23 protein-coding genes are annotated in these 26,032 nt (G+C 57.8%); 6 read left to right on the plus strand and 17 right to left on the minus strand.

Features of this window, described 5'->3' with window-relative positions:
• Positions 1–539: 539 nt before the first annotated feature.
• The 5 genes from C5Y96_RS12845 to C5Y96_RS12865 all read right to left on the minus strand — a co-directional run bounded on the left by C5Y96_RS12845 (position 540) and on the right by C5Y96_RS12865 (position 6,226).
• Positions 540–983 carry a hypothetical protein gene (locus C5Y96_RS12845; protein WP_105353846.1) on the minus strand — a complete coding sequence of 148 codons (444 nt, stop codon included), beginning with the start codon at positions 981–983 and terminating at the stop codon, positions 540–542.
• 19 nt (positions 984–1,002) lie between these two features.
• Positions 1,003–2,001 (minus strand): DUF1559 domain-containing protein, encoded by a 999-nt coding sequence (locus C5Y96_RS12850; protein ID WP_105353848.1) that lies wholly within the window; start codon positions 1,999–2,001, stop codon positions 1,003–1,005.
• Between the two features lie 401 nt (positions 2,002–2,402).
• Complete coding sequence (locus C5Y96_RS12855; RefSeq protein ID WP_146115648.1) at positions 2,403–2,819, minus strand: hypothetical protein; 417 nt, start codon at positions 2,817–2,819, stop codon at positions 2,403–2,405.
• A 63-nt stretch (positions 2,820–2,882) separates the two neighbouring features.
• Positions 2,883–3,809: a DUF1559 domain-containing protein gene (locus C5Y96_RS12860; protein WP_105353860.1), complete on the minus strand. Its 927-nt coding sequence runs from the start codon at positions 3,807–3,809 to the stop codon at positions 2,883–2,885.
• Positions 3,810–4,093: 284 nt separating this feature from the next.
• Entirely contained in the window at positions 4,094–6,226 is a 2,133-nt protein-coding gene (locus C5Y96_RS12865; protein WP_233198944.1) for an ATP-binding protein, read from the minus strand.
• A 476-nt stretch (positions 6,227–6,702) separates the two neighbouring features.
• On the opposite strand from C5Y96_RS12865, the gene C5Y96_RS12870 reads away from it, so the two are divergent.
• The 3 genes from C5Y96_RS12870 to C5Y96_RS12880 all read left to right on the plus strand — a co-directional run bounded on the left by C5Y96_RS12870 (position 6,703) and on the right by C5Y96_RS12880 (position 8,715).
• Positions 6,703–7,068, plus strand: a complete 366-nt coding sequence (locus C5Y96_RS12870) for a hypothetical protein (RefSeq protein WP_105353863.1) — start codon at positions 6,703–6,705, stop codon at positions 7,066–7,068.
• 55 nt (positions 7,069–7,123) lie between these two features.
• Positions 7,124–7,747: a hypothetical protein gene (locus C5Y96_RS12875; RefSeq protein WP_105353865.1), complete on the plus strand. Its 624-nt coding sequence runs from the start codon at positions 7,124–7,126 to the stop codon at positions 7,745–7,747.
• 140 nt (positions 7,748–7,887) lie between these two features.
• On the plus strand, positions 7,888–8,715 hold the full coding sequence (locus C5Y96_RS12880) for a DUF1963 domain-containing protein (protein ID WP_105353867.1): 828 nt from the start codon (positions 7,888–7,890) through the stop codon (positions 8,713–8,715).
• 896 nt (positions 8,716–9,611) lie between these two features.
• On the opposite strand, the gene C5Y96_RS12885 is transcribed toward C5Y96_RS12880, so the two are convergent.
• From C5Y96_RS12885 to C5Y96_RS12925, 9 genes are all read right to left on the minus strand, one after another.
• A complete protein-coding gene (locus tag C5Y96_RS12885) occupies positions 9,612–10,400 on the minus strand; it encodes a hypothetical protein (RefSeq protein WP_105353870.1) in 789 nt (262 codons plus the stop codon).
• A 543-nt stretch (positions 10,401–10,943) separates the two neighbouring features.
• Positions 10,944–11,189: a hypothetical protein gene (locus C5Y96_RS12890; protein WP_105353872.1), complete on the minus strand. Its 246-nt coding sequence runs from the start codon at positions 11,187–11,189 to the stop codon at positions 10,944–10,946.
• A 118-nt stretch (positions 11,190–11,307) separates the two neighbouring features.
• Positions 11,308–12,222, minus strand: coding sequence for a hypothetical protein (locus tag C5Y96_RS12895; protein WP_105353874.1), 915 nt, complete (start codon positions 12,220–12,222; stop codon positions 11,308–11,310).
• 136 nt (positions 12,223–12,358) lie between these two features.
• Positions 12,359–14,860 carry a tetratricopeptide repeat protein gene (locus tag C5Y96_RS12900; RefSeq protein ID WP_105353876.1) on the minus strand — a complete coding sequence of 834 codons (2,502 nt, stop codon included), beginning with the start codon at positions 14,858–14,860 and terminating at the stop codon, positions 12,359–12,361.
• Positions 14,861–14,994: 134 nt separating this feature from the next.
• On the minus strand, positions 14,995–15,438 hold the full coding sequence (locus tag C5Y96_RS12905) for an ExbD/TolR family protein (RefSeq protein WP_105353878.1): 444 nt from the start codon (positions 15,436–15,438) through the stop codon (positions 14,995–14,997).
• A complete protein-coding gene (locus tag C5Y96_RS12910) occupies positions 15,435–15,863 on the minus strand; it encodes an ExbD/TolR family protein (protein ID WP_105353880.1) in 429 nt (142 codons plus the stop codon). The genes C5Y96_RS12905 and C5Y96_RS12910 overlap by 4 nt, the downstream gene beginning before the upstream one ends.
• 5 nt (positions 15,864–15,868) lie before the next feature.
• On the minus strand, positions 15,869–16,699 hold the full coding sequence (locus C5Y96_RS12915) for a MotA/TolQ/ExbB proton channel family protein (RefSeq protein WP_233198945.1): 831 nt from the start codon (positions 16,697–16,699) through the stop codon (positions 15,869–15,871).
• Positions 16,700–16,708: 9 nt separating this feature from the next.
• Positions 16,709–17,788, minus strand: coding sequence for a tetratricopeptide repeat protein (locus C5Y96_RS12920; RefSeq protein ID WP_158261214.1), 1,080 nt, complete (start codon positions 17,786–17,788; stop codon positions 16,709–16,711).
• The gene (locus tag C5Y96_RS12925; protein WP_105353883.1) at positions 17,775–18,773 is read right to left on the minus strand and encodes a VWA domain-containing protein; all 999 of its coding nucleotides are present in this window, start codon (positions 18,771–18,773) and stop codon (positions 17,775–17,777) included. Before C5Y96_RS12925 ends, C5Y96_RS12920 begins: the two co-directional genes overlap by 14 nt.
• An 835-nt stretch (positions 18,774–19,608) precedes the next feature.
• On the opposite strand from C5Y96_RS12925, the gene C5Y96_RS12930 reads away from it, so the two are divergent.
• Positions 19,609–20,526: a PRC-barrel domain-containing protein gene (locus C5Y96_RS12930; RefSeq protein ID WP_158261215.1), complete on the plus strand. Its 918-nt coding sequence runs from the start codon at positions 19,609–19,611 to the stop codon at positions 20,524–20,526.
• A 141-nt stretch (positions 20,527–20,667) separates the two neighbouring features.
• Here C5Y96_RS12930 and C5Y96_RS12935 read toward each other — a convergent pair whose 3' ends face one another.
• Positions 20,668–21,090: a hypothetical protein gene (locus C5Y96_RS12935; RefSeq protein ID WP_105353887.1), complete on the minus strand. Its 423-nt coding sequence runs from the start codon at positions 21,088–21,090 to the stop codon at positions 20,668–20,670.
• A 33-nt stretch (positions 21,091–21,123) separates the two neighbouring features.
• Entirely contained in the window at positions 21,124–22,029 is a 906-nt protein-coding gene (locus C5Y96_RS12940; RefSeq protein ID WP_105353889.1) for a DUF1559 domain-containing protein, read from the minus strand.
• A 275-nt stretch (positions 22,030–22,304) separates the two neighbouring features.
• Here C5Y96_RS12940 and C5Y96_RS12945 point away from each other — a divergent pair, with 275 nt between their 5' ends.
• Positions 22,305–23,303, plus strand: a complete 999-nt coding sequence (locus C5Y96_RS12945; RefSeq protein WP_158261216.1) for an NAD-dependent epimerase/dehydratase family protein — start codon at positions 22,305–22,307, stop codon at positions 23,301–23,303.
• Positions 23,300–24,613, plus strand: coding sequence for a serine hydrolase domain-containing protein (locus tag C5Y96_RS12950; RefSeq protein ID WP_105353893.1), 1,314 nt, complete (start codon positions 23,300–23,302; stop codon positions 24,611–24,613). The genes C5Y96_RS12945 and C5Y96_RS12950 overlap by 4 nt, the downstream gene beginning before the upstream one ends.
• Positions 24,614–24,624: 11 nt before the next feature.
• Here the strand turns inward: C5Y96_RS12950 and C5Y96_RS12955 are convergent, their stop codons facing one another.
• Positions 24,625–25,671, minus strand: a complete 1,047-nt coding sequence (locus C5Y96_RS12955; protein ID WP_105353895.1) for a transaldolase family protein — start codon at positions 25,669–25,671, stop codon at positions 24,625–24,627.
• Between the last annotated feature and the right edge of the window lie 361 nt (positions 25,672–26,032).

The raw sequence follows: 26,032 nt of genomic DNA on the forward strand, positions 1-26,032 counted from the left end.
CACGTTTGCCGAGCCATCAAAGAAAGAGAGTTCGGCCGTTATGCATCAGCCCAAAGAGGACAAGGTGGAAGCCTCCTTGACGATTGTCGGCTACCTGGGAGAGAAGTTTCCCCAAAGTGAAGGCCGAGAAGAGTGCAGAAGAAGACACAAGCCAATGACGTGAGAGGAAACTCGAAACCACGGGTATCCAAACAAGAAGGCCTCGAAATGTTCGAGGCCTTCTTTTCATTTAGCGTATCGAGTTCCTGTGAAGGAGTGATCAGACGCGGAACGTGCCTGACTACTTGTTCTGCAGTTCGAAATCCAATTGGTTATCGCCAGGTTTGATCTCGAAAGTAAGACCGCTCGTTGCAGGATTGTTGTAGCGAGTAGGAATCACCGACTTGAGTACCGGCATGGAAGAACCGCCTGCCATGCCGGGGTTTGTCGCGGCCGGAGTCGCCGTTGCTTGTGCTGGAGGTTTATTTTTTTCGGGCTCAAACGCAAAGATGGCGATCTGCGATCGACACCAGGCTTGCACGTTGTTTGGGGAACGTACTTTACTCTGACGTCAGAGCGATGTCGTGCGTGTTGCTGCCGGCGTTGATCTTGATGACTTCGATCTCTTCCCAGTACGTCTTAGGCAGACTGCCCAGCGGGTTCTTGGGCGGTGGACCGACGGGGCGACCATCGGGGCCGATCTCCGGCATCGATGTGACCACCGAACCTGGGATCAGCTTAACCGAGTGTTCCCCTTGCTGGATGCCGTTCTTGTTGAACGAGAACTGGGCCTCGTACTTGCCGTTGGCATCGGTCTGGGCATAAGAGGGCGAGCCACCTTCCGCGGTTGGCGAAAACTGGATGGCGACTCCGGCCGGTGCCGGTTTGCCGTCGATCGTGACCGTACCGGTCAGCGACGGCAAACCGCTGCCACCGCAACCGGCCACCGTGGCCAATAAGGCCACGGCAAATAGCACGCAGGTGCGTCGTAGTGTGGAATGCATTGAGTAGGCCTCCTGCGTCTTAATAGGAACCGGTGGGTTGGCCGTCGTCGCGCAGGCCCAGTTTCTGATAGACGCCGACGGTCGACTTGTCGAGCGAGTCGTACGAGCTGGACCATGTCGCAGGATTGCCGTTGGTGAGAAGCCCTTCACGCGAGTCGATCGTTTCGCTTAGGAAGTGGACGCTGCCGTCAGCGAACAGGAAGTTCGCACCGCCTGGGTGCAGACTGGAGAACGCCAGGTAAAAGCGACCGACCAGCGGCTGGTTGATCTTCTGGCCGAAGGTTCGGCCGATCGCCTTGGGGGAAGACCACGAATCTTCCGAGTTCACGTTGCCGGTACCAACCCAATAGGCCGCGTGGTGGAGCGAATCACGTTCCCCCACGGCCAACGTGTTGCTGGTGCCGTCGGTGATGTCGGCCATGCGGATCCCCTTTTGTGGGTCCATCATGCCGTGTTTGTTGGGAATGCTCGCCGTTGCCGAGGCGTTCCAGTTGGTTGTGTAGTGACCCAGCACGCCGGCATAGTTGCTCTTGGCTGGCTTGGTCGTGTCGGGGCCACCGGTGTGGCAGAAGTCGACCGAGGTGTTGATATCGTCGCCAGGATCGCTGGGGCAGATGTAGGCATCCAGCGGAGTACGAATCAAAGCCACGCCAGCGGCGGGCCAACTCGACGAATTGTTGCCTGGCAGAAGCCCGTCGAACTCTTGGGTCGTCACGCCCATCTGATCGTGCAGGGCCGATTGTTCGATGAACGGTAAGATCCGTGCACCCCAGCCCCAGGCCTTGCGCCACGCGGCGGCGTTGGCTTGATCGTTGAAGCCGTAACCGGCCGGAAACTGGCCGAATGTGTCGTGAAAGTTGTGCAGCCCCAAGCCGATTTGCTTGAGATTGTTGTTGCACTGCATCCGCCGGGCAGCTTCGCGTGCCTGCTGGACGGCAGGCAGCAAAAGGGCGATCAGCACGCCAATAATGGCAATGACCACCAACAGCTCGACGAGTGTGAAAGCTCGCTTCTTCATTGAAAGGTCCTCGGAAAAGATACGTAGGGTATGGAATTAAGACAAATAGGGCCAATCGGCCAGTATCCCGTGATATCTTCCGCCAGATTTTGTGTCAATCTAATAAATAGCGAAAAACAAAAGAATCAAATAAAATGGATATTCTCGCGCAGTCTACGGCTAAACCACTAGTTCCAGGAATGCCACTAACGAGGTGACTAGGGTAAAAACCGCTATTCAGGAGCTATCCTCTCCAAGCGAAAGAGGGGCACGATATATCTAGCAGTTTATGAGGTTTTTTGCGATTTGTGGAAAACAGATCGCTTCGCGGTATCAAAAAAATAGGCCGAAAATCCAAGAAGGATTTCCGGCCTTGCCATTGTTTGCCGTCAGAGGCGATTGATTTGCCTGATCTGGTTATCTTAGGAACGTTTCTTCGAGATCTCGAGATCGACCGTGTTGTGCCCTGCACTGATGTTCACTTGGCGGATCTCTTCATAGAACTCGTTCGGAAAAGGTCGTTTCGGCGTTTGCCCAGGAGCAGGCGGTGCTTCGGTGGGCTGTTCCAACTTCACGACACAAGTCCCCAGGCGAACTCCCTTGGTCGATATCGAGTAGTCGGCTTCGTAGTTGCCTGATGCATCCGTGACAGCCGTGCTGCCGCGAACGCCTTTGGTAACCGGGTCGAATTCAATTCGGATCCCTGCCGGTGCCGGCTGGCCGTCGATAAAGACTGTGCCGGTTACCGTGCCGAAGCTCACCTCGCTGCTGCTGCCACAGCCGGTGGTGATCAGCAGCACCAGCATCAGCCCCAGCGGCGTCCATCTTACTGCGTACATAGTTCTTAACCCTTGTCGTTTGCGCCGCCGGAGCGGCGACTTGAAAGTTGGCTTACTTCAGGGTTACGGCAGCGAGACCGTTTGACCGTCGTCGCGAATGCCTAGCAGTTGATAAACACCCATCCCGCTGGCGCTGCTGTAGATTTGGTCGCGGACACCATTGCCGCCGAACCAACCGTTTGGCACGCCGTTCTTGTCGAATTCGATGTGTTCGGAAATGAACTGCACCGAACCGTCGCAGTAGGCGAAGTAAGCCCCTTCGGTATGTTGACTGGTGAAGCCCCAATGTGCGGTGGCATTCATCGGGAACGAAACGCACTTCGAGAGGGCGTTCTGTCGTTCGAGATAGTTATTGCCAGGAACACCAGCCCAGAAAGCCCAACCACGAGGACCAGGCACCCAGCCGCCAGCTCGAGCCGAAGCTTCGCCGATGGCGAATGTGTTGGAAAGACCATCGGTCACAGCCGAGAACTTCAGACCTTCCCGATTGATCGCACCGGTGTTGGCGGCAGCGTCTTGGTCGTAGCCGGCCTGACCGTAGCCACGCGACGCGGCGTAGCTGATCACGCCATACACGACGCCGTCTTGTTCGTAGGTTTCAGGGGCGGTGGTCGAAGGACAACGCAGGCCCGAGATAACCGTGCCCAAGGCGTTAGTAGCAGCCGTACCGGCGGTACCGTCGACTGCTTGAGGGAAGGTGTAGTTTTGAACGCCGACCGCTTCGCTCAGGTTGTCCTCTTCCATGAACGGCAGCAACTGAGCAGCCCAACCCCAGAAGGAGTTGTCGCGACGGTAGGCTGGCATGGCCAGGAAGGTGTCGTGGTAGTTGTGAACCGCCAAGATGCTTTGCTTGAGATTATTGCGGCACTGCACCTTGCGGGCAGCTTCGCGGGCCTGTTGTACGGCCGGCAGTAGCAGGGCGATCAAAACGCCAATGATGGCGATGACCACAAGGAGTTCTACGAGAGTGAATGCTTGCTTCTTCTTCATTAAATGACCCTAAATGATTGCGCGAGATATTGAATGGGACAAAGCATGAATAATGGGTACTTTCCCGTGATATCCCATGACCCCCTTGCCGTCAATTGTCGTCAATCTAATTTGTAGAAAAAAACGCAATTTCCATCTGGAGGGGGCATATAGCACCAATCTTCAGAAGGGGACACAGAAGGTTTGAGACATATGGCTTCCCCCCATATGGCTGCGAGCGCGGGCAATGTGTGACCACGCTCAGCAAGAAGAGCCAAACATTCGTGGAAGGGAAAATGCTTGCCCTAAGCGTCTTCGTCCTCGTCGTCTGCGTCAAAGAGTTCGCCTTGATCGTCTTTCGACTTCAATGCCGTCGCCGGGGTGGGTTCGGCTTCGGTTGGACGATTGAGCATATCGGCCAACATCTCGTCGTCATCTTTGTCGACGATCAGCACGCCGCCGCCGTAATCGGCTTGGGCTGGATCGACGGCCTTGCCGCTTTCGTCGAAGACCATGTCTGCTTCGGCCGTCTTCTTCTTGGCCACTTCCAGCAGCTTTTCGTAGATGTCTTCCTTGTTGGTGCCGTTGATGTCGCTGACGGCCTGGGCGACTTCTCCCAGGTAACGGCGGAAGATACTGCGGCGGTCGGCTTGCTGCTTAACCTTCATGCGGCGACGGAGGAACATCCCCAGTTTTCGCCCGACGGTTTGTAGCGCCAGTCGCATCTCTTTCTGAATTTCGTCGTAACTGGCGACCGCTTCTTTGGCCTGGTTGGTGAACGGCACCCAGACGCTGGCAATGTGCACCATGATGGTGACCGGGCCGCTGGGCAAGTTGCCGCGCGATTGCGAAAGACCATACGAACGCCAGTTGGTCTGGGCGATTGTCTTGGTGATCGCGCAGTCGCCGTGCTGGAACTGCAGCGGCACGCGGTTGGCGTACCGATAGACCTGCATCGACTGCCCTTCGTTGACGTTGACGTTCTGCATCGCATCGAAGAGGTGGTCGACCTCTTTCGGTTTCAGCTTGTTCGGGCTCTTACGGGTACCGACCTTCGACTGCTTGATGATCTTGTCGGCCGCATCGGGGCCGAGGCCATTGAACGTGAGGATCAGGAACTGACGTACCGTGCGCGCGTCGGTTTCCTGCAGCAGTTCTTTCAGCAGGTCCTTGGTGATCTTCTGCGTTTCGACGTTACCGCCATAGGCCAGCGCCACTTCAATCTGAAACGGATTACCGCGGTAAACGGCCGGCGGACGGGTCGCGGCGGCGTAGAACTCGGCCGGCACCACGCTATGCAGCCCTTTCAGCAGCTGATCTTCGCCGATCGGCACGATGCAGTCGGTTGTTGGGTTCGAGATCTTGGTGTCTTGAATGGCCGAGTACAGGTGCTCGGCGTGATCGCGTTCGATACGCTTCACCCGCATGCGCGTGCTGAGCTTGGCCTTGTCGCAGATCTGCTTGGCGATCGTGGGACTGACGCGCGAAAACGACGTGGTAAGGAAGCCGGACAGGCTCGTCTCGGTCGTTTCCTTGCACATCGAAACGAGTCGGCCGAGCTCGACCCCGTAAGGATGCGGTTTGATCTCGGTCGCTTCGGGCGGCAAGATGTCGGTCGAACGGCGGTACGTTTTCTGAATGCCGCTCGGGTCGATGTAATGCAGCGTCACGTGCGGATTCGCGATGGCGGTTTGCTCGAGGTATTCGTCGACGCTCCCTTTGCCGCGCTGGTACTTGGCTTCCAGGTCAAGCGTGACTCGCGTTCCGGAAGAGATCGGTTTGGGCTTGGCATCGGGGGTTTCGGGGTCGTGATGGGTGACCCATTCGATGCCGTGGTCTTCGATGTACTGATCCCCTTTCTCGCCGGGCGGAATGTCTTCGCCCTCTCCCTTGCCGTTAAGGATCTCGGGCTTGTTGACCTTGGTGTCGATCCGCAGTTCGTAGTAGTGGGCAGGCTTCTTGAGGCCTGTCTTGCTGACGATCTTGATCGGCTTGCCGGTCGTCAAAATGGCATACATACCGGCGGCACTGATGCCGATACCCTGCTGGCCGCGGCTCATCCGCAGGCGATGGAACTTCGAGCCGTACAGCAGCTTGCCGAAGATCAGCGGGATTTGCTTCTTGAGAATGCCAGGCCCGTTGTCTTGGATGGCGGCCTTGTAACGGCTTTCGCCCGTTTGTTCGACATGCACCCAGATCTCCGGCAGTATGCCGGCTTCTTCGCACGCGTCGAGCGAGTTGTCGACGGCTTCCTTGATGGTGGTCAGCAGAGCCTTACGTGGGTTATCGAACCCCAGCATGTGCCGATTCTTGGCAAAGAACTCGCTCACCGAGATCTCGCGCTGCTTCTTGGCCATGGTCTCGGCCGTAGCGCGGCGGGGAGCAGACTTCTTACCTTGTGCGGTTCCGTTCGCAGTAGTGGTGGCGCCTTCCGACAACGTGGAAACTCCTGAAGCAACTGATGGGGTTTCGATCAATTCTGGTCCCCTCGCCCCTCAGGGGAGAGGGTTAGGGTGAGGGGCGACCCGGGTACTCGTTTTCCAGCCCCTCACCGTAGTCCCCTTGCTTCAAAAGAGCGAGGGGACCAGACCGGGGACCGATCGACGATTGTAGTAAAGTTTGTCGATTACGGGGATAGCGGCAGGATCTGGAGATTGGGGATGACTGTCATACTCGGAAGAATAGGGGTTTTTGGCATGATAGCTCTATAAAGTCTCAGACTACCCATCCGAATAGCCGATTTAATCTACGACGGAAGGCCTGGACTTATCTGACCCGCGCAGATTGCCGAAGTACCCAGTGGCGGCGGTTTGGACTGGTTTCCCGACATATGTACATGGCGACGCTAAGAAACCCATCCACGGCCATACGCGTGGTTGCCCAATTGCCGCTTATGGCAGGAGCTATCAATCGGATGAAACGCATTGCAACAACTTGTTTGTTCGCCCTGGTCCTGACTGCAGGCTGGATGGCGGTTGGCTCGACGGCTCAGGCTAACGAGTACGCCAGCCCACCGGCCTACCCCGACATCATGAACCAGTACTACGTCGCCGATCCGTACTACGGATATCCGGCTGCGATGTATACCGCTCCGATTACGACGCCTCCGTACGTTCCTCAAACGTACATCTCGTATCCACCACTGGATCCGCACGAGTTTCTATACAAGCACCACCGCAACTACTACCACTACTACAACGGTGGTCAGGGTTTCAACCGTACCAAGGTTCACTGGTACGGCGGTCGCACTTGGCTGAATCCTTACAACCCGTTCTTTTAATCAGACACCGCTCGAGCCGGACCACGTCCCTCGCTTCACGTAGGAATTAATGACGATGACCCAGACACGACTGATTCTCGCTCTCCTGGTCGGCCTGACAATTGGCGGCAGCGTGCAAACGGCTGAAGCTGGTTGGCTGTGGGGACGTAACTATAGCAACAACGCCAATGCCCAGCACGCGTCGCAGATGCCATGGCACGGCGGTTACGCGTACGAAAACTACCAATCGCCAGTGGCGATGGTCGTTCCGCCGAACGCCAACATGCAGACGAACTACTCGTGGGGTGTTCCTTCCAGCCGCATGACGCCGGTCTATCACCAGTTCGGCCAGGCCTATCCTGGCGGTATCACCGGTAGCCCCAGCAGCTTGCGCACCACCCCTTACTGGCCCAACGACACGCAGCAGTTCGGCGTTTACAACGTTCGCGGTCCTTGGACCTGGAACGCTGCCGACCTGAACTACGGCTGGCACCTCGGCTTCCACCACCGCCCACACTGGAACAACAAGACCGGCAGCTGCCCCAATGGTGACTGCGGAAATGGCTACTACGGCGGCGGTGCGTACGACACCCAAGGCGGCAACGTCATCACCGAAGAAGGCTACGTCCCTGGCAGCTACAACGAACAGCCGATCACCCCGGCCGAAGCTCCCACGCCAGCCGCTACGCCAGAAGCTTAGTCCTTGCGGCTAAAACTTGATCAAGCGAAAGCTGAGCTCTCACCACGCGAGGGCTCAGCTTTTTTTACGTTCTTGCTGCTTCGAGTAAACTGGGGACCTACCCAACACGTGAACGCTTCAACGTCAATCAGGCTTAAGCCATGTGGAATCGTAAGAACAGTGAGCACGAACAAGAGATAGACCGTCAGGTTCGTGGCTTGGCCAAACCTGTCACACGCTTTCGTGCCACGAAGCTCAAGCCCGGCGAGTCGCTCCCAATCACGGCAACCAGGTTCGGGGGCACTCCCTATGCGGAAGCTGGGGAACAGTGGCCTATGTTCGGAAACTATCCGTTCGATTTCGTCGCGCAGTTCAACCTGACCGAGATCGAAGACCCGCCAACTGATGCGTACGAACTGTTTACAGTGTACCTCTGCTGGGAAGGCTTAGCTGAAGATCCAGAGAACTGCTGCCTAGTTCGAACCTACAACAAGCCATCAGCGGAAAAAGCGTTCGAAGTGCCGCGACCCGAGCCCCAGGGTCAACACGACTACCAAGTTCAAGCTTGCGGCGTCGAGCGATGGCGAGCCGACAGCTACCCGTCGCCTCTCGGAGGATGGGAGCATCTGCCCGTGTTCGAGAACTGGCCCAAGCCACTCAAAATGCGAGTGCGTAGCTTTCGTGACGAGCTGATTCAGTTGGGCCGCAGCATCAAATATCACTGGACAACAGGCGATGTCGGCCAAGCATACTTGAATAGTCTGCGTCGGATTGGCTGCTATTGGAAGGATGGAGAGGTCACCCAGGTAGGCGGCTATCCGTACTACGTCCATGACGCCACGATGGACGATGACGATTGCTTTCTACTGGCGCAAATATCTTATGAGCCGGCGGCAAACTTCTGCATCGGCGATGCGGCCAACTGCCTGATAGCGGCCTGTAAATCCAATCCAACCCAGTTTTGGTTCGACGCTTTCCAAACCCACTAGCCCCCATGCCGGCGATGCACTGCTATCGGTTTGCTGCTGGGGAAACGAAAGTTTCTGCTAGCCGCTTGCCCGAACATCTCACAACGCGAATGATGTTGTCGACTCGATAACCAACAACCTCACCTCCTCCCGGTGTTTCTTTCCGAGTCTGCCGATTGTGCCGGTTTCTCCGGGCAAAAGCGGCCCCTTTCGAAATTCAAACTGCCGCTTTGCACTTTGGCACGGCAAGTGAATTTAGTTCTCCCAACAACGCCTCCCCCCTCAGGAAAATCTTTCACACAAAGAACCTAGCAATGCTCGAATTCCAAACCATGTTGATCTTCTTCGGTGCTTCGATCGCAATCGTGTTGGGCGTGCACGTTTCTCGCCCACTCAAAGCGACGAACCCGTTTGGTAGCTAATTCGAGCAGCCTGTAAGTGGCTGGTCAGTCGCAGGTTTCTTCGCCGCTAGTCAGCTTGAACATTGCGAAGAAAGATGGCTATCCGCCGCAGACGACGGTACCCATCCTACGACTAGGAACAGCAGAAACTCTTTTCCCCCGACTTCTGAAGGACATAAAGCTTGTTGCCACGCACGCGCTCCTCGGCCCTGGCCCCTCGTTCCGAACGATTCGAGACAAAGTGTCTGACGATAGCAAACCGTTTGCTGTACATGCTGGGACTACCGTTGATATCAGGGAGAGTTCTGACGCGCCAGCAACGGTGCCCGGCGCATGCACCGGTACCAGGCCGCCGGCCTGACAAACGCCGCGGTTAGATCGTAGCGCTGACTACGGCTTCTTAGCCGATAGCCATCTTGAACCCTACGACTCTGCGAACCAATTCGCTCATGCCGAGTTGTCACGTCACACTGCCGAGGGGGGCAGTTCACACGGGCGTTTCTTCGTGCGAATCGCTCAGTTGCTCAGAGACCTGGGCCATCTCTCCACCGGCTCAGGCCAGTGTCTTCGATGTGGGGGCGCGCTTGCCTGGCTGGTATCAGGCAGGACCTGGCTAGAAGCCTTCGGCACACGATCGAAATATTGATTCAGCAACTCGCGGACACGATTGTTACCGCTGCGAGGAGGACCGACCTTACGCGGATCTGATTTGGGCAATTCGCCATCTGGGTGAAGCGGGGGAAGTGGCTGCCGGCTGGTAGCCGCGATTTCCCTTTGAAGCGACCGGTCTGGTAGCGATGGCGCACGATGGTCTGGCGGGGTGAACGAGTTCGCGGAATGGTGCCTGGTTGCTTTGGGCTTGGGTGTAGGGGCCTCGCGCCGCGGGATCGGTCCTTCTGGTATGGCGTGCCCCGTTGGGAAGCCCTTGGGCAGGCACGCCTTAGGCATCGCAGCCGTCTCTTTCGCAGGTTGCCCCGAGGTTGGTCTCTCGTCCGGTTGCGCCGAAGAGAGAGCTTTCTGTATTGTCGAGGGTGAGTCGAACTGCGGTGGCGTCAGTGGTTTCGGCGTGGAAGCCTTCGGCATCGAACGCACCTCGGCCTGGGGCGGACTGGGCCGGTGGGGCTCCACTTTCGCAGGCAGGCCGGCAAGCTGCTCGCGCAGCCGCTCGATCTCTGCCTGTTGCCGGCGGATGAGATCATCTTGCCGGTCGCACACATCGATCAAGCGATCGAAGAGTGCTGCTTCCGGCTGCGCACTGGTCGCCGGCGGAAAGCTGGTACGGGGTTGTGGGTTGGCGTGGGACATGACAATTCTGCCTTCCAAAAAAGGAATACGGTGCTCACGCAACAGACGCGTGATGTGTTTGTGTTGAAGAAGTCGTCAGAGACCTGCCCATGGGCAGGAAATAAAGCCCAGGCACAAGCAGGCACAGGACTTAGCACACCCAAATCAAGAGTGATTGGTGGGCTGATACGTGTAATTTATTGGGGAAGCGCTTCCGTTAAAAAGTACCACCGGGAAATTTTCTGGGAAAAAGTTTGGGGGGAATCGTCGGCACGAAATGCCAACATTCCCCGGGTGAAAGTGAACGCGTGCGTGTATCACTGGCCTCTGGGCCAGTGCGACTCAGGTACCAACTGGCGAAGCAGTAAAGGTACGGAACTCACTGGCCGACGTAGACGATTGCAACCTGGGATGGATTCATCGACCGGAAGGATCGGTTGAAGATGGAAACCGCTTCGCACTGGCCAGAGGCCGGTGGCACACGGAGTCTTTTTTGGGGTGACAGTGGCACCCAGCGCGAGGTTAGGCGGGGCAATCGGCACCGAAACCACTGCCCGCCAGGCATTAGAGGAACACCCGTAGCACCCGCCAGCCGATGCCGACGACCAGGCAGAGCAAGCCGGCGTAGACCATGAACCCCGGGAATCCGATCGACTGTTGGCGGTCCAATCGTTTGGCGATCTCCTCGTCGCTCATGCGCGGGTCGATATGGGTCCGGGAGGAGCCGGCGCTGAAGACTGCGCCGGCGAGCGCACCGATGACAACCAACATGATGCCGATTGAGGATAGATACCAAGGGGCTGCAATCATCGTTCGTACTTTCTGTGTCTAACGATTGAGTTCACCGGGGCGCGGCGAACGACTTTGATTTCAGTTGCCGCGTGAATGAGTGCTCCGGTTCACGGCTTTGTTATACGAATTTGCGAAATCATACGAATACCATTAGAGGCAGAATTTGAACTGCCGGCCCCCGAACCTCAACGTCAGTGAAATCAGCGACCATTTCATCTGCCTTCGACAATTCGGTAAACATGCCACGAAGTATATCGGGTTTCAGCAACGCAAAACCGTAATTCTCAAACGCACTCATTGTCTCGCCGTCTGTAATTGTTCTGGTTACCTTTCCGATTACTCTAACCGTATTCTTGTGTAATTCGCTAAGAGTAAGGTCACGCAGGTTCGCCGTTCGCAAAGTCACGACTGCATTAAGTCCTTCTGGCTGTGAGCATCGGACTACGGCGTTAGATATTGGCGTTCGCTGCCGGTCTTTGTCCATCATCTCACGCATGTGAATCAACTGATGGTCTTGTGATTTTGGTGCGGGTCTGTTTCCACCTTTGTTCCTGCCACTCTGTGGTGGAGGAGTCTGGGAAGGATCAAGCCCGCTCAATATGCTTACGGCGTCAATAAAGTCGATTACCCAGTCGATCGCATTCTTTTCGAGCGTACCCGTAATCTCGACCAATGCACCGGGCTCAATGTCAGCAAAATCCTCAGCTGAAGCTGGCGTAAAAATATAGCCTTCACTTCTCTTGAGATGGTCGTAGAGAAGAATGGCAATTGATGCTTCTGTGTGCGATTTGGACTCACGACGCATCTCTTTCCCGTCTTCAGACCGAGAGGACGCAGCTTCAGCATCTACTGAAGCTTCAAACAAACTCGAGAAGAGATTGCTAATTCCGAATTTGCCCGCAATCTTTACGTCATCGGATTTCGACGTTGCGGTCTCCGAGGTAACTTCAGCGCCGAAAGATAAACCACCTTGAGTCGCGGCCGCAAATGAGACCAGCATCGGCACATCAAGGTATATCGGGTGGATTAAGGGTATTGTCGATCTCGACATTGCGTATCACGTATCCTCTAGTCGTATAACGCGTGCCGTAACGGGGCGGCCGCGCAAGGGGGAAGAATAACGGGAAGGGGGTCATTGTTTCGTTGGATGACTTAGGCGTGGCACCCAGGGCTTGATGGGGAGCATTCTAATTCCGTGGTAGGCGCTGCATCAACTCTACGAAGCGGGCTTTCATTTCGGGGCCGCCCATGTCGGGATACAGGGTTTGTAGATAGCGCACGACTTGCTTCGCTTCTTCCGCGTCGCCAAGTTGGATGTGGCAGCGGGCGATTTCGAGTTTGGCTTCGTACCAGGTTGGGGACTGCGTGCGGCTTTTGCGGCTGATTTGTCGCCAGCGATCAAGGGCTTGCTGTTGCAGCTCTGCGGTGGTGCCGCGAGAGAGCATGCGGGCAAGGCCTGCCTGCACTTCGGCATCGCCGGGAAGCTGCGCGGCGAGGGTGGTGTACAGCTCGATTGCGCGGTCGAGCTTGCCACTGGCGGCCAGGGCTTCCGCTTCGCGCGTGATGATCACCATGCGGGTTGCTTCGTCCAACTGCATCAGGTTCGGTCGCAGCATGGCGATGACCTTCAGTTCGATCTCGGCGATCTGCTGCCGGATGGCGGGCGAGGCGGAACTGCCCATCTGGCCGAGCGCTTGCAGCACTTCGAATAGCTGTTGTGGGCTGTCGTTCTGCACTTGTTGCAGTTTGGCCTGGGCCTGATCGAGTTTGCCCAGGCCGACCAGGGCGATGACCTGTAGCGACTGCAAGCGGCTTCGCCAACCATCGGGGCCGTTGGGGTTCGATCGCAGGGCGACTTCGATCACGGCTCGTGCGTTGTCGTAGCCGTTGTCGGTGTAGTTGAGCCAGAGCTGCGCGGCGGACTCGGAAGCCAGCCGCATGGTGGCGGTCCACTCGCCGCCGGCGGATTGACCATGGAGGACGACTTGCTCGAAGTAGTCGATCACTTTGCGGACGTCTTGCGGAACGAGTTCTTGCTTCGCCTGGGCCGTTTGAAACCACTTGAGCGAGGCCTGACGAACCCCTTCGACCGCCGAGGAGAACTGCGTTGATGTTGGTGGAATGAGCAGGTACGCCTCGGTGGCGGCCCGCCAATGCCCTTGCGAGAATTCGATCTGCGCGAGCCACATGGCGGCCTGGGCGGCCGGCTCCCCTTCGCTCCAACGGCTGAGGTTTTCCTGCAGCAACTGAATGTAGGGTTCCAACTGCGGCGGATCGGTTTGCCGGGCCAGTTGCGATTGGTAGTAGGCTGCCGTCAGGTGGCGTAGTGAAGCGTCTTGTTCGGCGGGAAATTCGAGTGCCGCAGCCCGCAGGCGCTGCACCCCTTCGGCCAGGTTGCCGGCTTCGATGGCGACGGCCGCCGCGGCCAGACGCAGTTGGTACTCTTCCGACGGCTGGTTGGAAGCACGGGCCGCTTGGGCACCCAGATCGTAGTTCTTCAGTGCTTCGTCCCAGTTTTTTTGCCGGACGTAGTTCTCGGCGGTGCGGCGCAGCAGGTCGACGTTCTGCATGCCGCCGCTGCTCGCGCTGCCGGTCAACTGCTGCTCGGCGCGGCGGGCCCAGTACGAACCGTATAGCTGTTCCAGTTCGCGTACGACCGCGGCCGAGCGGCCTTGCCATAGCTGGATGTCTTGCGTGTTCTGTTTCTCTTCGGCCTGTTTCCAGAGGGCCAGGTAGGTTTCGAAGATGGCGTAATCGAGTTCCGGCGACGAAGTGCCGTCTGCCGCGCGAGCCTTGTTGATCCGCTGCGTGGCGAGTGCCAAGTTGTTCTGGGCCAGGGCCACGCGAATGTCTTCAGCCCAGGCATCACTGATCACGCTCGGCGGCGGTGGTGGATCCATTTCCAAGAGCATTGTGGCGGTGCTGCGGGCCTGATCTAACCGGCCCAGGTGGCGCAGTGCGCGGATCGCCAGTAGCTGAGCCGGCCATTTGACCTGGGTGTCGGGCCGGAGCTTGGTCAGCGGTTCGGCGCGCTGGATGGCCTGGATCATCGCGTTGGTGCGATCCGGCGAATCGGCCGGGTAGCTGAGCCCCTGTTCTTCGGCGGCTTCGGCCGACTGCAGCATGACTTTGCGCGAGAGGGCCAGTAGCTGGTCTGACGTGAGGGGGAGCTGATTGCCGGCAGCATGCGACAGGCGCAGCAACTCGTCGACCTTTTCCTGCAATGCCTCGTACTGCTGTAGGACCTGGGCGGAAAGCTGCTGGGCCTGGGCCAGCTTGGTATCGTCGTTGAAGGCCTCCCCTTCTTGCCGCAGAAGCCGCAGCTGGGCCAACTGGCTATGGGCCGTTTGTACCTGGATGAGGATCGACGTGGCCGGATCGGGGAATTGTTTTTGGAACTGAGGCAGGACCGCCGCCGCCGAGTTCCAGTAGCGGTCGCGTTCGCTTGGGCGAGCATTGAGCGCGTGCAGCGAATAGGCGCGCACGAGTTCCGCGGCCATCTCTGCCCGATGTGCAGGCGAAATCTGTTCGGCCATGATCTGCTGCGCGGCGTAGCGCTCGGCCAGGCCAAACAACTGACGATCCAGCAGCCCCTCGATCATCCGCCGATCGTCCTCCAGCGCAGACTGCGCCCACGTCACGCTGGCGAACGTGAGGAGGGTGATCGTGATGAAGGGAATCATTTTCATGGCAAGTAAAATTCTGTCGCCCTTTCAGGGCTAGGAGTTTTTTGGGGATCTCTGTTGGTGGTGATCGATTGGGACGATGGTGATCGCCTGGGAAGGCGTAGCCATCCTACGTTTGATTGGGTGATCTGTGCTTTCTAATCGGGTTCAACGGCGAACTGGATCTCTTGAAAGTTCAGCACGCGGCCGATGTCGTACACATCGATGACCTGGCCGACGGGGACCGCTTCGACCGGGTCGATGATTAAGGGAACGTCGTTCTTGATAGAGGCCAACACGCCAAGGATCTCGCGAACTTCCGGCAACTCTTGCGTGCGGCGTTCGTTGACGGCGTAGGTGAGGTTACCAGGCTCGCCGGTGATGCGGACGACGATTTGTTCGAAGTCTTCGATCTCCAGCTCGCGTTCGGCGGACGAGCCGACGTTGCTGGGGGGCGAGATACTGCTGGGCAGTGCGTACTCGACAATCTGAAAACTGGCCGTCCACAGAAAGAAGATCAGCAGCAGAAACACGACGTCGATCATCGGCGTCATGGCGACTTGCAGTGGTCCGCGATCTCGGTAAGGACTGGGACGTCTCATCGCGCGTCCTCCGGCCTAATGACGGAGAAGGCAATGCTCCAGATGCCTGCCTCGGTGGCGGCCAGCATCACGGGCTTCACGTTGGCGTAGGGAGTCTGGCGATCGCAGCGGATCCGCAGTTCGATCGAGTCACCGCTTCGCGCTCGCTCGGCAGCGAGGCGTTCTTTCAGTTGCTCTGGCGGAACGCGCCTGCCGGCCAGGATGAGCGAGCCATCGGCTTCGATGTTCACCACCACGCGCGGCTGCTGGTCGTCGATGATCTCTTGGCCGCTCTTCGCGGTGGGTAGCGGTAGCGGCATCTGGGCTTCCTGCTTCGCCAGGTGGCTGGAGACGAGGAAGAAGATGATCAACAGGAACACGACGTCGATCATCGGCGTCATGTTGAACTCGGCCTGGCCAGGTTTCAAGTTGCTGGGCACACGCACGGAAGTTAGCTCCTTGCGGCCTGGGATGCCGCTTGACGCTTGCGACGTTTAAGCGGTGTGAAGACCTGCTGAGCGACGTAAGCCGCTTCGGCCACCAGCTCATCCACCCAGTTACGGAAGATGGCGAACGCACCCAGCGAAGGAATCGCCACGAGCAAACCGCCCACCGTGGTGACCAGCGCCTGGTAAATCCCTTCGGCCAGGTCCCCTGCCCCGGCGGCTCCCTGCGTGGCAGCCACTTGTTGGAAAGCGAAGATCATACCGGTGACCGTACCCAGCAGCCCAACCATGGGGGCGATGTTGCCAATGACCGAAAGGTATTCGATCTTGCGAAACAAACGCGCGGACTGTTCGGCAGTGGCGTCTTCGAGCGCCTTCTCGACGGCGGTCCAGCCCCCATCGAGTTCGGCGATGCCGCTTAGCAGGACGAACGACAGGAAGCTGGGACGCTCGCGGCAAGCACGTTCGGCTTCTTGAACTTTGCCGGCCAACAGATGGTCGCGGACCGTATCGCCCAGCTCTGGCGGCATGATCTCGGTTTTGCGAATGGTCATCGCTTGTTCGAAGACCAGGTACGCCGCCGTCATCGACAGGGCCAGCAGGAAGACAAGAATCAGCCCCCCCACGATCCCGCCGCTGAGGACGATGTCGATGAAGCCGGTCTTCTCGGGGGCTGCCGCAGGCGGGTCCGCCGGTGGTGTGACCGGCGCACTATCTTGCGCGCTGACTGATTGAGGTCCGGCGGTGGGCAGTAAGCTGGAGCCTCCGCCGAGCATGGCCAAGGCCAGCACGGCCAGGCAGGCAGTCCAAATTCCAATACGTGTCAAATTGGCCAAGGCTGCCTCCTAGTTGCTACCTGAGCTGGCGATTCGTTTGAGGTTGATTTCCGCTTCCTGCCGCGCTGGCTGGTCGCCATATTTTTCGATGGCTTCGCGCAGCACACGAACGGCTTCGTCGGTCTGCCCGGCGCGTTCCAGCGATCGGCCTGCTTGCAGCAGGCTCTCGGCGGCTACGGGTCGTTGATTGGGATACAAGATCGGCGGCCGCATCAAGGTGAGGGCCGCCTGGTTGTCGTTGTTGAGTTGCCGCCAGGCTTTGCCGACGACCAGCAGTGGACCGGCAAGGGCTTCGTCGCGCAGGATGCCGGCAGCCAGCTGCCGCTGCCATAGCTGCACGTCGGCCTGGGTGGCGGTGACGATCTTGGTTTGCCACAGCTGCGCTTCGGCCAGCAGCGCGATCTGCGGGATTTTGCTGCTGCGAAGATTGTTGAGAACGCCGATGGCCTGCGAACGATCGGAAGTACTTAATAGCCAACTGGCACCCATCAGCTGGGGATACGGCGACGGCATCTCCATCCACTGCCGTGCGGCTCGGTCGCGCTCGAAGTGGGGTGGCAAGCTGAACCAGGCCAGCGGCAGGGCCGCGAAGTGAATCGTCTGCGGATCGTCGGCCACAATCTTCAGGAACGTGTTGCCCGCTTCGATGGGACGTCCGGCGTTCTGCAGGGCGATTGCTTCAAGAGCCAGGATCTCGCGCTTTACCCACGGGCGACGTTCGCCAGCGACCGCGGCGGCCAGCAGCCGGGCCGCTTCGCTCGATTTCCCTTCGATCAGAAACTGCTTGGCCTGCATCACGTCGGAGGCGTAGTCGGTTTCGATCGACGCGACTTTCTCCGCAGGGATCGATGTTTGCCCGGAAGCCGTTTGCAGGGTCAGTACCTGACCGGTGTAGTCGATGACGTTGCCGCGGACCTTGGTGGGCTCGGCGGTGGGATTGGCCGGGCGAAGGGTGACGATGTCGTCGGCTGCGCACTGCCTGGCACAAACGCCTAAGGCGATCGTGGAGAGAACAAGCGTGAACAGGAACGCACGACGACGCAACGGAGGTCTCAATCTTACCAGGTAGTTGATATTAGGGTTGGGCACGGAGCTTCGAGATATCGACGTAAACATGCTTGCCGTCGTTCTCGTCGGCCAATTTTACCAGAAAGTTGCGTCGTCCATCGTAGGGGCCGTAGCCAAATTCGATCGCGTGGATCGAGCATCCTTTGTTCAGTTTGCGAATCCGATCGAGGTCGGCCGGAAACAACTGCGGCTGGTCGGCGTCGGTCAGAAAGAAGATGACGTCCGGATTCATTTTGAGTGCCATCGACAAGGCATCGACATGCTGCGTACTGCCGCTGGCAATAATCCCGCGGACGAAGCGCTCGGCCAGGTTCTTGCCTTGTTCATCGGCGAAGACCAACTGCGGCCCATTGCCGCGCGGACTGAAGACCTGGGGGTTTTCGTTATAGAAGATAATGGCGAACTGATGCAGCTTGTCTAAATCGTGCAGACTCTTAATCAACTGCTGCTTGGCGGCGGCCAGCGGTCGGCCGTCCATACTACCGCTGCGGTCGAAGACGTAGACGAACTTGTTACCGCGCCCTTCCGCGCCGAAGACCGAGGTGGTCCCTTCATTGCCGAGGCCACCTTTGGAGGACGCTCCCCCTTGGGTCATGCCGCCGGCGGAAGGAAGGCCGGATGTCTCTTCGCCGGTCAGGGCCTGGTCTCCTTGGGGAAGGAGCTTACTCAAAACGCTGGGTGGCAGATCGACTGCCGGCATCGCATCGCTGATGGCCTGGGCCGCTTGCTGCGAATCGGTCGTTTGCTGACTGTCGGCATTCTGGCTCGAGTCGCCGTCGAAGTACTCGGTGGCGTTCTCGCTGCGATTGGCCAGGGCAATGCTCCCACGCCGGGCCGGCTCGTCTCCGATCCCTTGCGATACGGTGCTGACGGTCAGAATCAGCAGCGTTCCCAACAGCGCATGAATCAAAAGAGACATCAACCAGGCCGGCATCACCCGGCGCGACTTGACCCATTGGATCTGGTCTGCCGGCTGAATCGATTCGAGTTGTGGGCTGGTCGACATAGGCTCTTTTCGGGCGAAAGGGACGTGTAACTGGTTTGTAGCCAGCCATCCTCGTTGCGACAAGCGTGATTTCAGATCAGTTCGGCCTTCGAGCGACCGGTGTTTTCATCGCCAGAAGTTGCCTCAAGGGGAAGATCTTCTCCATTTTAACCACGATATGGGGGCACGGCTCGATATTTGATCACCAATTCTCGGCGTTCAACCCGTTTTGGCACATCGCATGCATTTAAGCCCACCCACAGCCGTGAAGCGACGTGAATCGAACGATTGGCCTATTTCGGGATACTTCATAGATTCACAACCCCTTTTGCGGCTGTTGCATAGTCTGTGAAGAATTTCCAGGAAGCAGGCAAGTGGCCCGTGGAATGTCGGCTTGATAACCCCCGATTTCAGGTCGACGTCCACGGTGTCCTTTTTTCTTGGTTGCGATCCTGTCTCGAATTACTAAGACGCAGATGCCGCGTCTGCCTCGGCAAGGCAGGCGATCTCCGTCGTGCTCCCTCTTAGGGATCTCTCACTTTGGCAAGCCGCTCTGGTTTGTCGACAGTCGCTCAGCGAATGCCGGAAGAAGAACCACGCGATAGGCGGACGTATACCGGGACTCTCTCGATCAGTCCCTCTCGCATGCGGATCTATTCGCAAGTTCCCGTAGCGTAAGTGGTCGCAAACACCCTGCTGATGGGAATACGTTCAGGGTGTTCGGGAAACGATCAGCAGGCAAACGTATCGAGACGGCGTGATGGTAAGCTGCGCGATCTTGTCTTGTCTAAGTGCTTTAAAACAGGCGGATTTGCCGGCACTTGAGCTTTTCTTAAGCAAGATACTTGAAGTCGGTATGGCAGTTGCGACTGCCTTCTTCTATCTCGAACAACCTCAGTTTCATTTAGGAGATTCTGAAATGTTAGTAACGCGTATTTTAGGACTATTTCTCGCATTGGCCTTGGTGGTTCCAGCTTTTGCCGAGGAAAAGCCTGCGAAGGATTCCGATAGCCAGGCGAAGCCAGCCAAGACCGATTCCGAAAAATCGGATCGCATCGCCGCGACTCGCGTGTTGGGCGCTAGCGTCTACGGATCCAACAAGGAAGACACCGTCGGATCGGTCAACGATATTGTCATGACCAAGGATGGCAAAGTCGCTTACCTGATCATCGGTAGCGGCGGTATCGCTGGCGTTGGTGAGACCGATCATGCTGTGCCTGCCAAAGCGGTGGACATGGCTTGGGTGAACACCGACGACGATGCCACGCTGAAGCTCAGCATTCCGATGACGGCTGAAGACTTGAAGAACGCTCCGGCTTTGTCGCTGGAACATGCTGCCGATCTGACGGTCGATTCGTTCCACGAACGGAACAGCAAGTACTTCAAGTCGACGGATGCTCCGCATCTGACAGCAGAGGAAATGTTTCTCGCTTCGGCCCTGAACGACCTGGAGGTCAAGGGAAGTGGTAATGAAACGCTTGGTCAGTTGGACGACATCGTCTTCAATCACAAGATGGAAGATTGCCAAGCGGAATACTTCATTCTCGGTTCCGGTGGTACGCTGGGAGTAGGTGAGAAATACACGGCTATTCCAGCCGACAAGGTGAAGATCACCAAGACCGAAGATAACCAGTACACGGCGATGATCGATGCCAACAAGAACACCGTTGGTGCCGCTCCGAAGGTCACTTCGGACAAGTACTACGCCGAACTGGATCACGAAGAAACGCGAAGCAACGTCGACAAGGCGTTCGCTGAAGCTGGCGACAAATAACCGCCGCGCTGTGTAACGAACCACGCAAGCCGCGAAAGCGGGAAGACGCACTCGAACTTGTTCGGGTGCGTCTCTTGCGTTCGAAGACGGAAGCGATTCGATTCGATCTACAGCAGCGTTCTAAGCACTTCCCTTAGGGGACTAGCGACGTCTGGGCATCTTCAAATCGATCGGGACGACAATCTCTTGGGTCGATCCCTCTTTGGGCAGGTCGAGGGTCGTTTCGTAGTCAGGAAACAACATTTGCCCATGGGGAAAGAGATCGCCATCTCCTTTACCGTCCAGGCCAACCACGCGGACCATGTGCGGCCCGCCGACATGCCCTCGATCGGCCGTGGCCGAATCGAACTTGCCGTTGACGATATCGATCGATACCGCCGCGCCACTGTTGCCTTGTCGCGAATCAGGAATCAACGTGATCGACCCATCCGGCACCGGCTTGCCCTGATAGGTAACCGTGCCTGAGACGGGGTAGGTTGCCAGACCAGCTTTCGAGTTGCAGCCGAGCGAGACTGCGAGCAGAACAAGCGTGACCAGGCCTGGCCAGTAACGTGCTAAAACCATGGCTTCGAACACCGGGGCAAAGGAAACGCGGACTTAATTGGCGCTGACAGGCTCGTTGCCTGACTTGCTGGCCCCGGCTAAAAACGTGGCGAAGTCGACCGTCTCGGGGACGAACGTCACCGAACCGTCACCCCGCGAGAACATCGCCCCGCCTGGGTGCAGGCTGCCAAACGCAACCGTGTTCCACTTGTCGTCCACGCCGCTGTTAATGGGGGCCTGGATGTTCTTCGAGATCAAAAAGAGCTTGCCGCGCGAATCGTTGTATTCGCCCCGCAGCCAGTAGCGGCGGTAGGGCATGTCCTTCCACGAGTTCTCACCCATCAGGTAGGTATTCGAGAGACCGTCGGTCACGTCGCGAAACTTCGAGCCTTTCTCCCACATGATCCCTTCGGTGCAGCGTCCCCCGAATGCTTCGGAAAGGTTCTGGCAATCGTAGGCCTGGCTCGAGGAAGCGTTGTTGCCTTGAGGGCCGAGGATGCCGAAGTAGTGGATCGCAAAGCACTGCTGGCCGCTGTAGACCTCGTCGGTACGTGGCGAGTACGTTTCCGAACTGGGGGCACTCGGGCACAAATAAGCATCCACGCGGTAAATACCGTACTTCACGCGACCGGTCGCGACGTGACTGCCGGTGGTGTAATCGAGCCCCTCGGCGATGGCATTTTGTTCCAACTGCGGAAGGATCGAAGCGCTCCAGCCGAGGTGGTTACCACCATAGCCGGGAGCTGGCAGAATGCCGTGAATATCGTGGTAAGTGTGCATGGCCAAAGCGGTTTGCTTCATGTTGTTCGAGCACTGCATCCGTCGGGCAGACTCGCGAGCCTGCTGCACGGCCGGCAAAAGCAAGGCAATCAGAACGCCGATAATGGCAATTACCACCAATAGTTCGACAAGCGTAAAAGCGCGCGAGCGCTGCCAACGCGGCGACGTAGGAAGAAGCATTTGAATTTTCCCGTGATGAGACCGGAGCGATCGAGGATCAGCCGTCGAGATAAGAGATAAGAACACCGACTATCCGCAACTGATCTTATCGGTAAGAGTAAACTCTCGCCATATATTTTAAGTTTTTTATTGGCCGGGTTGGGGAGATCACCACCCCCGATAGGCAGGCTAAGGGGGCGATCAGATGCCTGGCGTTGTCCTATATAAAGTCTGGGGACTCTGAGCGACAATTAAACGCAAGCAAGCTGCGAACAACGCGTGATGGGAGAAACATAGTGCTGGCACTTGTCACCGGGTCTACCGGATTAGTGGGCAACAACGTAACGCGAATGCTGTTGGATCAAGGGCATCAGGTTCGCGTGATGGTCCGAGATCCGCGCATCGATCGTTCGCTAGCAGGGCTCGATGTCGAGGCGGTCCCCGGCGACATCCGTGAAGAAGAGGCGGTGAACACGGCCATGATCGGCGTCGATGCGGTCATTCACTCGGCGGCCGTGGTGCATATTGGCTGGACCAAAGAAAAGCTGATGCAGCAGGTGAATGTCGAAGGGACCAGGATCGTCGCCGAAGCAGCCCTGAAGCAAGGGGTCCGCATGGTGCACGTTTCTTCGGTCGATGCGTTGGGTGTGGGCAAGAAGGATGCCTCGGCCAACGAAGACTCGCCCCGCGAGGGGAAGATCCCCTGCCCTTACGTCGTCACCAAACGTGCCGCCGAAGACGCCCTGCGCGAGATGGTTCCCCAAGGCTTGAACGTCGTGATCACGAACCCGGCGTTGATGTTCGGGCCGTGGGACTGGAAGCCTTCGTCCGGCCGGATGCTGATTTCGGTCGTGAAGAAGCAGCCCCCCATGGCACCCAGCGGTGGTGGCAGCGTTTGCGATGTTCGCGACGTGGCTGCGGCGATCATCACGGCCATTCACAAGGGGAAGGTCGGCGAGAACTATATCCTCGGCGGCGAGAACCTGACCTACTTCGACCTCTGGAAACGCATGGCCGCGATCACGGGTCGGCGGCCGCCGTGGGCCCGCTTGGGACCGGTGATCGGGATGATCGCCGGTTTCAGTGGCGATATGTATGGCCACATGGATGGAAAAGAGCCGGAGGTGAACTCGGCAGCGATTAAGATGGGTAGCCAGTACCATTACTATCGCAGCGACAAGGCGATGGAAGAACTCGACTATCAGATTCGTCCCCTCGATAAGACCTTGCGGGATGCGCTGGTTTGGTTTCGCGCCAATGGTTATCTCCCCGCGCTGGATGGTTCCAAAAAATGAAAAACACCCCTGATCGCCGCCAGTTTCTCGCCCGGCTGGGCATGCTTATCTCTACTAGCGGCATCGGAGCCTGGTCTGCCGAAGAGTGCACGGCGGCCGATGGTGTTGCCTCTACGGGGAAGAGTCTGCCGGGGCTCGAAGCGTTCGACCGGACGATCGGGCAGTTCATTGAAAAGAACAAGCCGCTGGGGGTATCGCTGGCGGTGGCCTATCGAGGCCGGCTCGTTTACGCCAAAGGATTTGGCCACGCCGATCTGCCTGGTAAGCGAAAGGTGCAGCCGACCTCGTTGTTTCGTATTGCCAGTCTCACCAAGCCGATCACTGCCGTCGCGGTCATGAAACTGGTGCAAGAGGGCAAGGTTCAGTTGGATCAGCCGATCGTGCCGCTGCTGAACGCCAGCTTCTTACCCGAAGATCCACAACGCTGGGTCGATCCTCGCCTGGCCGATGTCACCGTGCGGCAATGTTTGCAGCATAGCGGTGGTTTTGACAAAGATACGTCGGGCGATCCGTTTGCCATGAGTCGGCAGGTTCGTGCGGCATTGAAGGTCACCTTTCCACTGGCCAAAGAGGACGTGCTCCGTTTCGCGCTGACGCGCAAACTCGACTTCGACCCAGGCACCAGGCATGCCTATGCGAACGTGGGCTACTTGATGTTAGGGCAGATGATCGAACAGGTAACCGGCCAGTCGTACGGCGACTATGTGCAGCAGGAAGTGCTGCAGCCGATGCAGATCCGCCGCATGCGTCTGGCGCGGACGCTCCCCAAGCATCGCGCCGCCGGCGAGGTCGAGTATCGAGATACCAAGCAGCGCACCGGAAGAAATGTCTTGGGAGAGCGAGGCATCGATCCGGTCCCCTATCCTTACGGGATCGAACGCATCGAGAACCTGGCGTCGGTCGGGGGCTGGCTGGCTTCGTCGGTCGATATGGTTCGCTTTACGTCGGAGCTGTTCTTTCCCACGGCCGATGCGATCCTCTCGCGCGAATCACTGCAAACGATGTTTGCTCCACCGCAGATCGCCGGCAAACAAATCACCGGCAACGAGGCCTACTACGCGTGCGGTTGGCTCGTGCGTCAAGCGCCCGGCAGTGTGCTGCCGTGGACGTGTTGGCATACCGGCCGCCTGACCGGCGTATCGACGCTGCTGGTCTCTCGCGCCGATGGTGTGACGTGGAGCGTGCTGTTCAATCAAGATACCGCCCCCGACGGTCAGCCCTATGCCAGGAAGATCGACTCGCCGATGCATGCCCCGGCCAATGCGGTTGCTGATTGGCCGGAGGGGGATTTGTTTGCGGATTACCTGTAGTCGGTATCCGCTTAGACGGCGGCCTTTTTCGACTCGATCAATGCGAGCAAGGCCTTCTGTGGATCGGCGAACTTGGCGATCCCTTCTTCCATCAACACATTCTCGAGATCGACGTAGTCGACTTTGCTGTCGAGTTCGTCGAGCACTGACTGTGGCGGCAACTGATCGATCTCTCGGTCGAACGACTTGCCACTCTCTTGAACCTGTTGGTTCGTCTTGGGGGGATTCGTTTCAATTCCATCCCCGGCGAACGCCGCGACGTACTTCCAGGGAGGATCGGAAGGAAGCTTCGTTCCGGTCGACGCGAAGATTAATTCCTGCTGCAGCTTCAAGTTCTTGTCGGCCCAGAACTCGGCGTTGTCTTTCCAAATGTTCTTGGCGTTCACAATCCCCAGTTGCCCCTGGGCCGCATCGCTGAGATCGGGCAGATGCTTCTCGGAATAAACATCCACGCGAGAAACAAAGATAGAGTAGACACTTTTGAACGCGTCGGTCGATTTCCGCCGCTGCGCGCCGCGCCAAACGGCCTCGCGAGCCGCGTGATATTGCCGCATGGTGAAACAAAGTGTCACGTTCAACGTGATGCCGGCGGCACAAAGTTCTTCTAACGCATCGATGCCGGCAGGGGTCGCCGGGACTTTGATCATGCGGTTCTTATGACCGCTGCCCCACTTCTTGCCCAGCTCGATGTACTGGGCCACTCGCTCGTCGTGCGGCAGGTTACGCTCCGGGTCTTCCAGCAGAGGATCGAGCTCGAAGCTGACGTACCCGTCGTTCCCCTCGGTACGCTCCCAGACGGGTAAAAAGACGTCCTGGGCGTTTTGAACCATGCGATCGGTGATCGTCCAGGCAATCTCGTCGGCCTCGTGTCCTGCGGCGGTAAGCTCTTCGATCCAGTTGTCGAATTGGCCTGATTTGATCAGATCGGAAACGATCACCGGATTGGATGTCGCCCCGGAAACGCCAAGCTTGAAATTCGAGTCGACCAGCTCAGGGTCGATTGAATCGAGCCAAACTTTGGTGCCTGCCTGTATGAGAGTTTCCAATGGCGTCGTCATTGCGGAGCGCTCCTTTACTCGGAATTCAATTGCACGAATTGGACGAAGTTGCCGTATTCTACCCACACGCGTGGTGGCGATCCTCTTTATTCCAAGCCGAGAAGGTTGGAGAAGACACCCCAATTGGGAAATGGTGAAGATGCGCAAGTTAGGGTATTTGCGCCTGCCATAGACTCAACTTGAAGAAAACTGTAGCTTTAATCGCTTACAGACGCAAAAATTGGCGAAGTTTTTACCGTTTTGCGTAGAAAGCAGTAAGCAGCGGATTTTCTATGAGATCCCCTCAGGAAAAGTTGGGTTCTCATAGCCGTGTCCATTGGCTGAGCCGATGGCGTTGGATCTTGGCCGAAGCGTTCCCAGG

Source organism: Blastopirellula marina (assembly GCF_002967715.1).
In the GTDB taxonomy this organism is placed as follows: domain Bacteria; phylum Planctomycetota; class Planctomycetia; order Pirellulales; family Pirellulaceae; genus Bremerella; species Bremerella marina_B.

Coding starts and splice junctions, on each gene's coding strand:
- C5Y96_RS12885 (WP_105353870.1), bottom strand. CDS start 10,400: ATGTCCCACGCCAACCCACAACCCCGTACCAGCTTTCCGCCGGCGACC.
- C5Y96_RS12890 (WP_105353872.1), bottom strand. CDS start 11,189: ATGATTGCAGCCCCTTGGTATCTATCCTCAATCGGCATCATGTTGGTT.
- C5Y96_RS12905 (WP_105353878.1), bottom strand. CDS start 15,438: ATGAGACGTCCCAGTCCTTACCGAGATCGCGGACCACTGCAAGTCGCC.
- C5Y96_RS12935 (WP_105353887.1), bottom strand. CDS start 21,090: ATGGTTTTAGCACGTTACTGGCCAGGCCTGGTCACGCTTGTTCTGCTC.
- C5Y96_RS12845 (WP_105353846.1), bottom strand. CDS start 983: ATGCATTCCACACTACGACGCACCTGCGTGCTATTTGCCGTGGCCTTA.
- C5Y96_RS12875 (WP_105353865.1), top strand. CDS start 7,124: ATGACCCAGACACGACTGATTCTCGCTCTCCTGGTCGGCCTGACAATT.
- C5Y96_RS12925 (WP_105353883.1), bottom strand. CDS start 18,773: ATGTCGACCAGCCCACAACTCGAATCGATTCAGCCGGCAGACCAGATC.
- C5Y96_RS12870 (WP_105353863.1), top strand. CDS start 6,703: ATGAAACGCATTGCAACAACTTGTTTGTTCGCCCTGGTCCTGACTGCA.
- C5Y96_RS12855 (WP_146115648.1), bottom strand. CDS start 2,819: ATGTACGCAGTAAGATGGACGCCGCTGGGGCTGATGCTGGTGCTGCTG.
- C5Y96_RS12880 (WP_105353867.1), top strand. CDS start 7,888: ATGTGGAATCGTAAGAACAGTGAGCACGAACAAGAGATAGACCGTCAG.
- C5Y96_RS12955 (WP_105353895.1), bottom strand. CDS start 25,671: ATGACGACGCCATTGGAAACTCTCATACAGGCAGGCACCAAAGTTTGG.
- C5Y96_RS12950 (WP_105353893.1), top strand. CDS start 23,300: ATGAAAAACACCCCTGATCGCCGCCAGTTTCTCGCCCGGCTGGGCATG.
- C5Y96_RS12900 (WP_105353876.1), bottom strand. CDS start 14,860: ATGAAAATGATTCCCTTCATCACGATCACCCTCCTCACGTTCGCCAGC.
- C5Y96_RS12860 (WP_105353860.1), bottom strand. CDS start 3,809: ATGAAGAAGAAGCAAGCATTCACTCTCGTAGAACTCCTTGTGGTCATC.
- C5Y96_RS12850 (WP_105353848.1), bottom strand. CDS start 2,001: ATGAAGAAGCGAGCTTTCACACTCGTCGAGCTGTTGGTGGTCATTGCC.
- C5Y96_RS12930 (WP_158261215.1), top strand. CDS start 19,609: ATGGCAGTTGCGACTGCCTTCTTCTATCTCGAACAACCTCAGTTTCAT.
- C5Y96_RS12895 (WP_105353874.1), bottom strand. CDS start 12,222: ATGTCGAGATCGACAATACCCTTAATCCACCCGATATACCTTGATGTG.
- C5Y96_RS12940 (WP_105353889.1), bottom strand. CDS start 22,029: ATGCTTCTTCCTACGTCGCCGCGTTGGCAGCGCTCGCGCGCTTTTACG.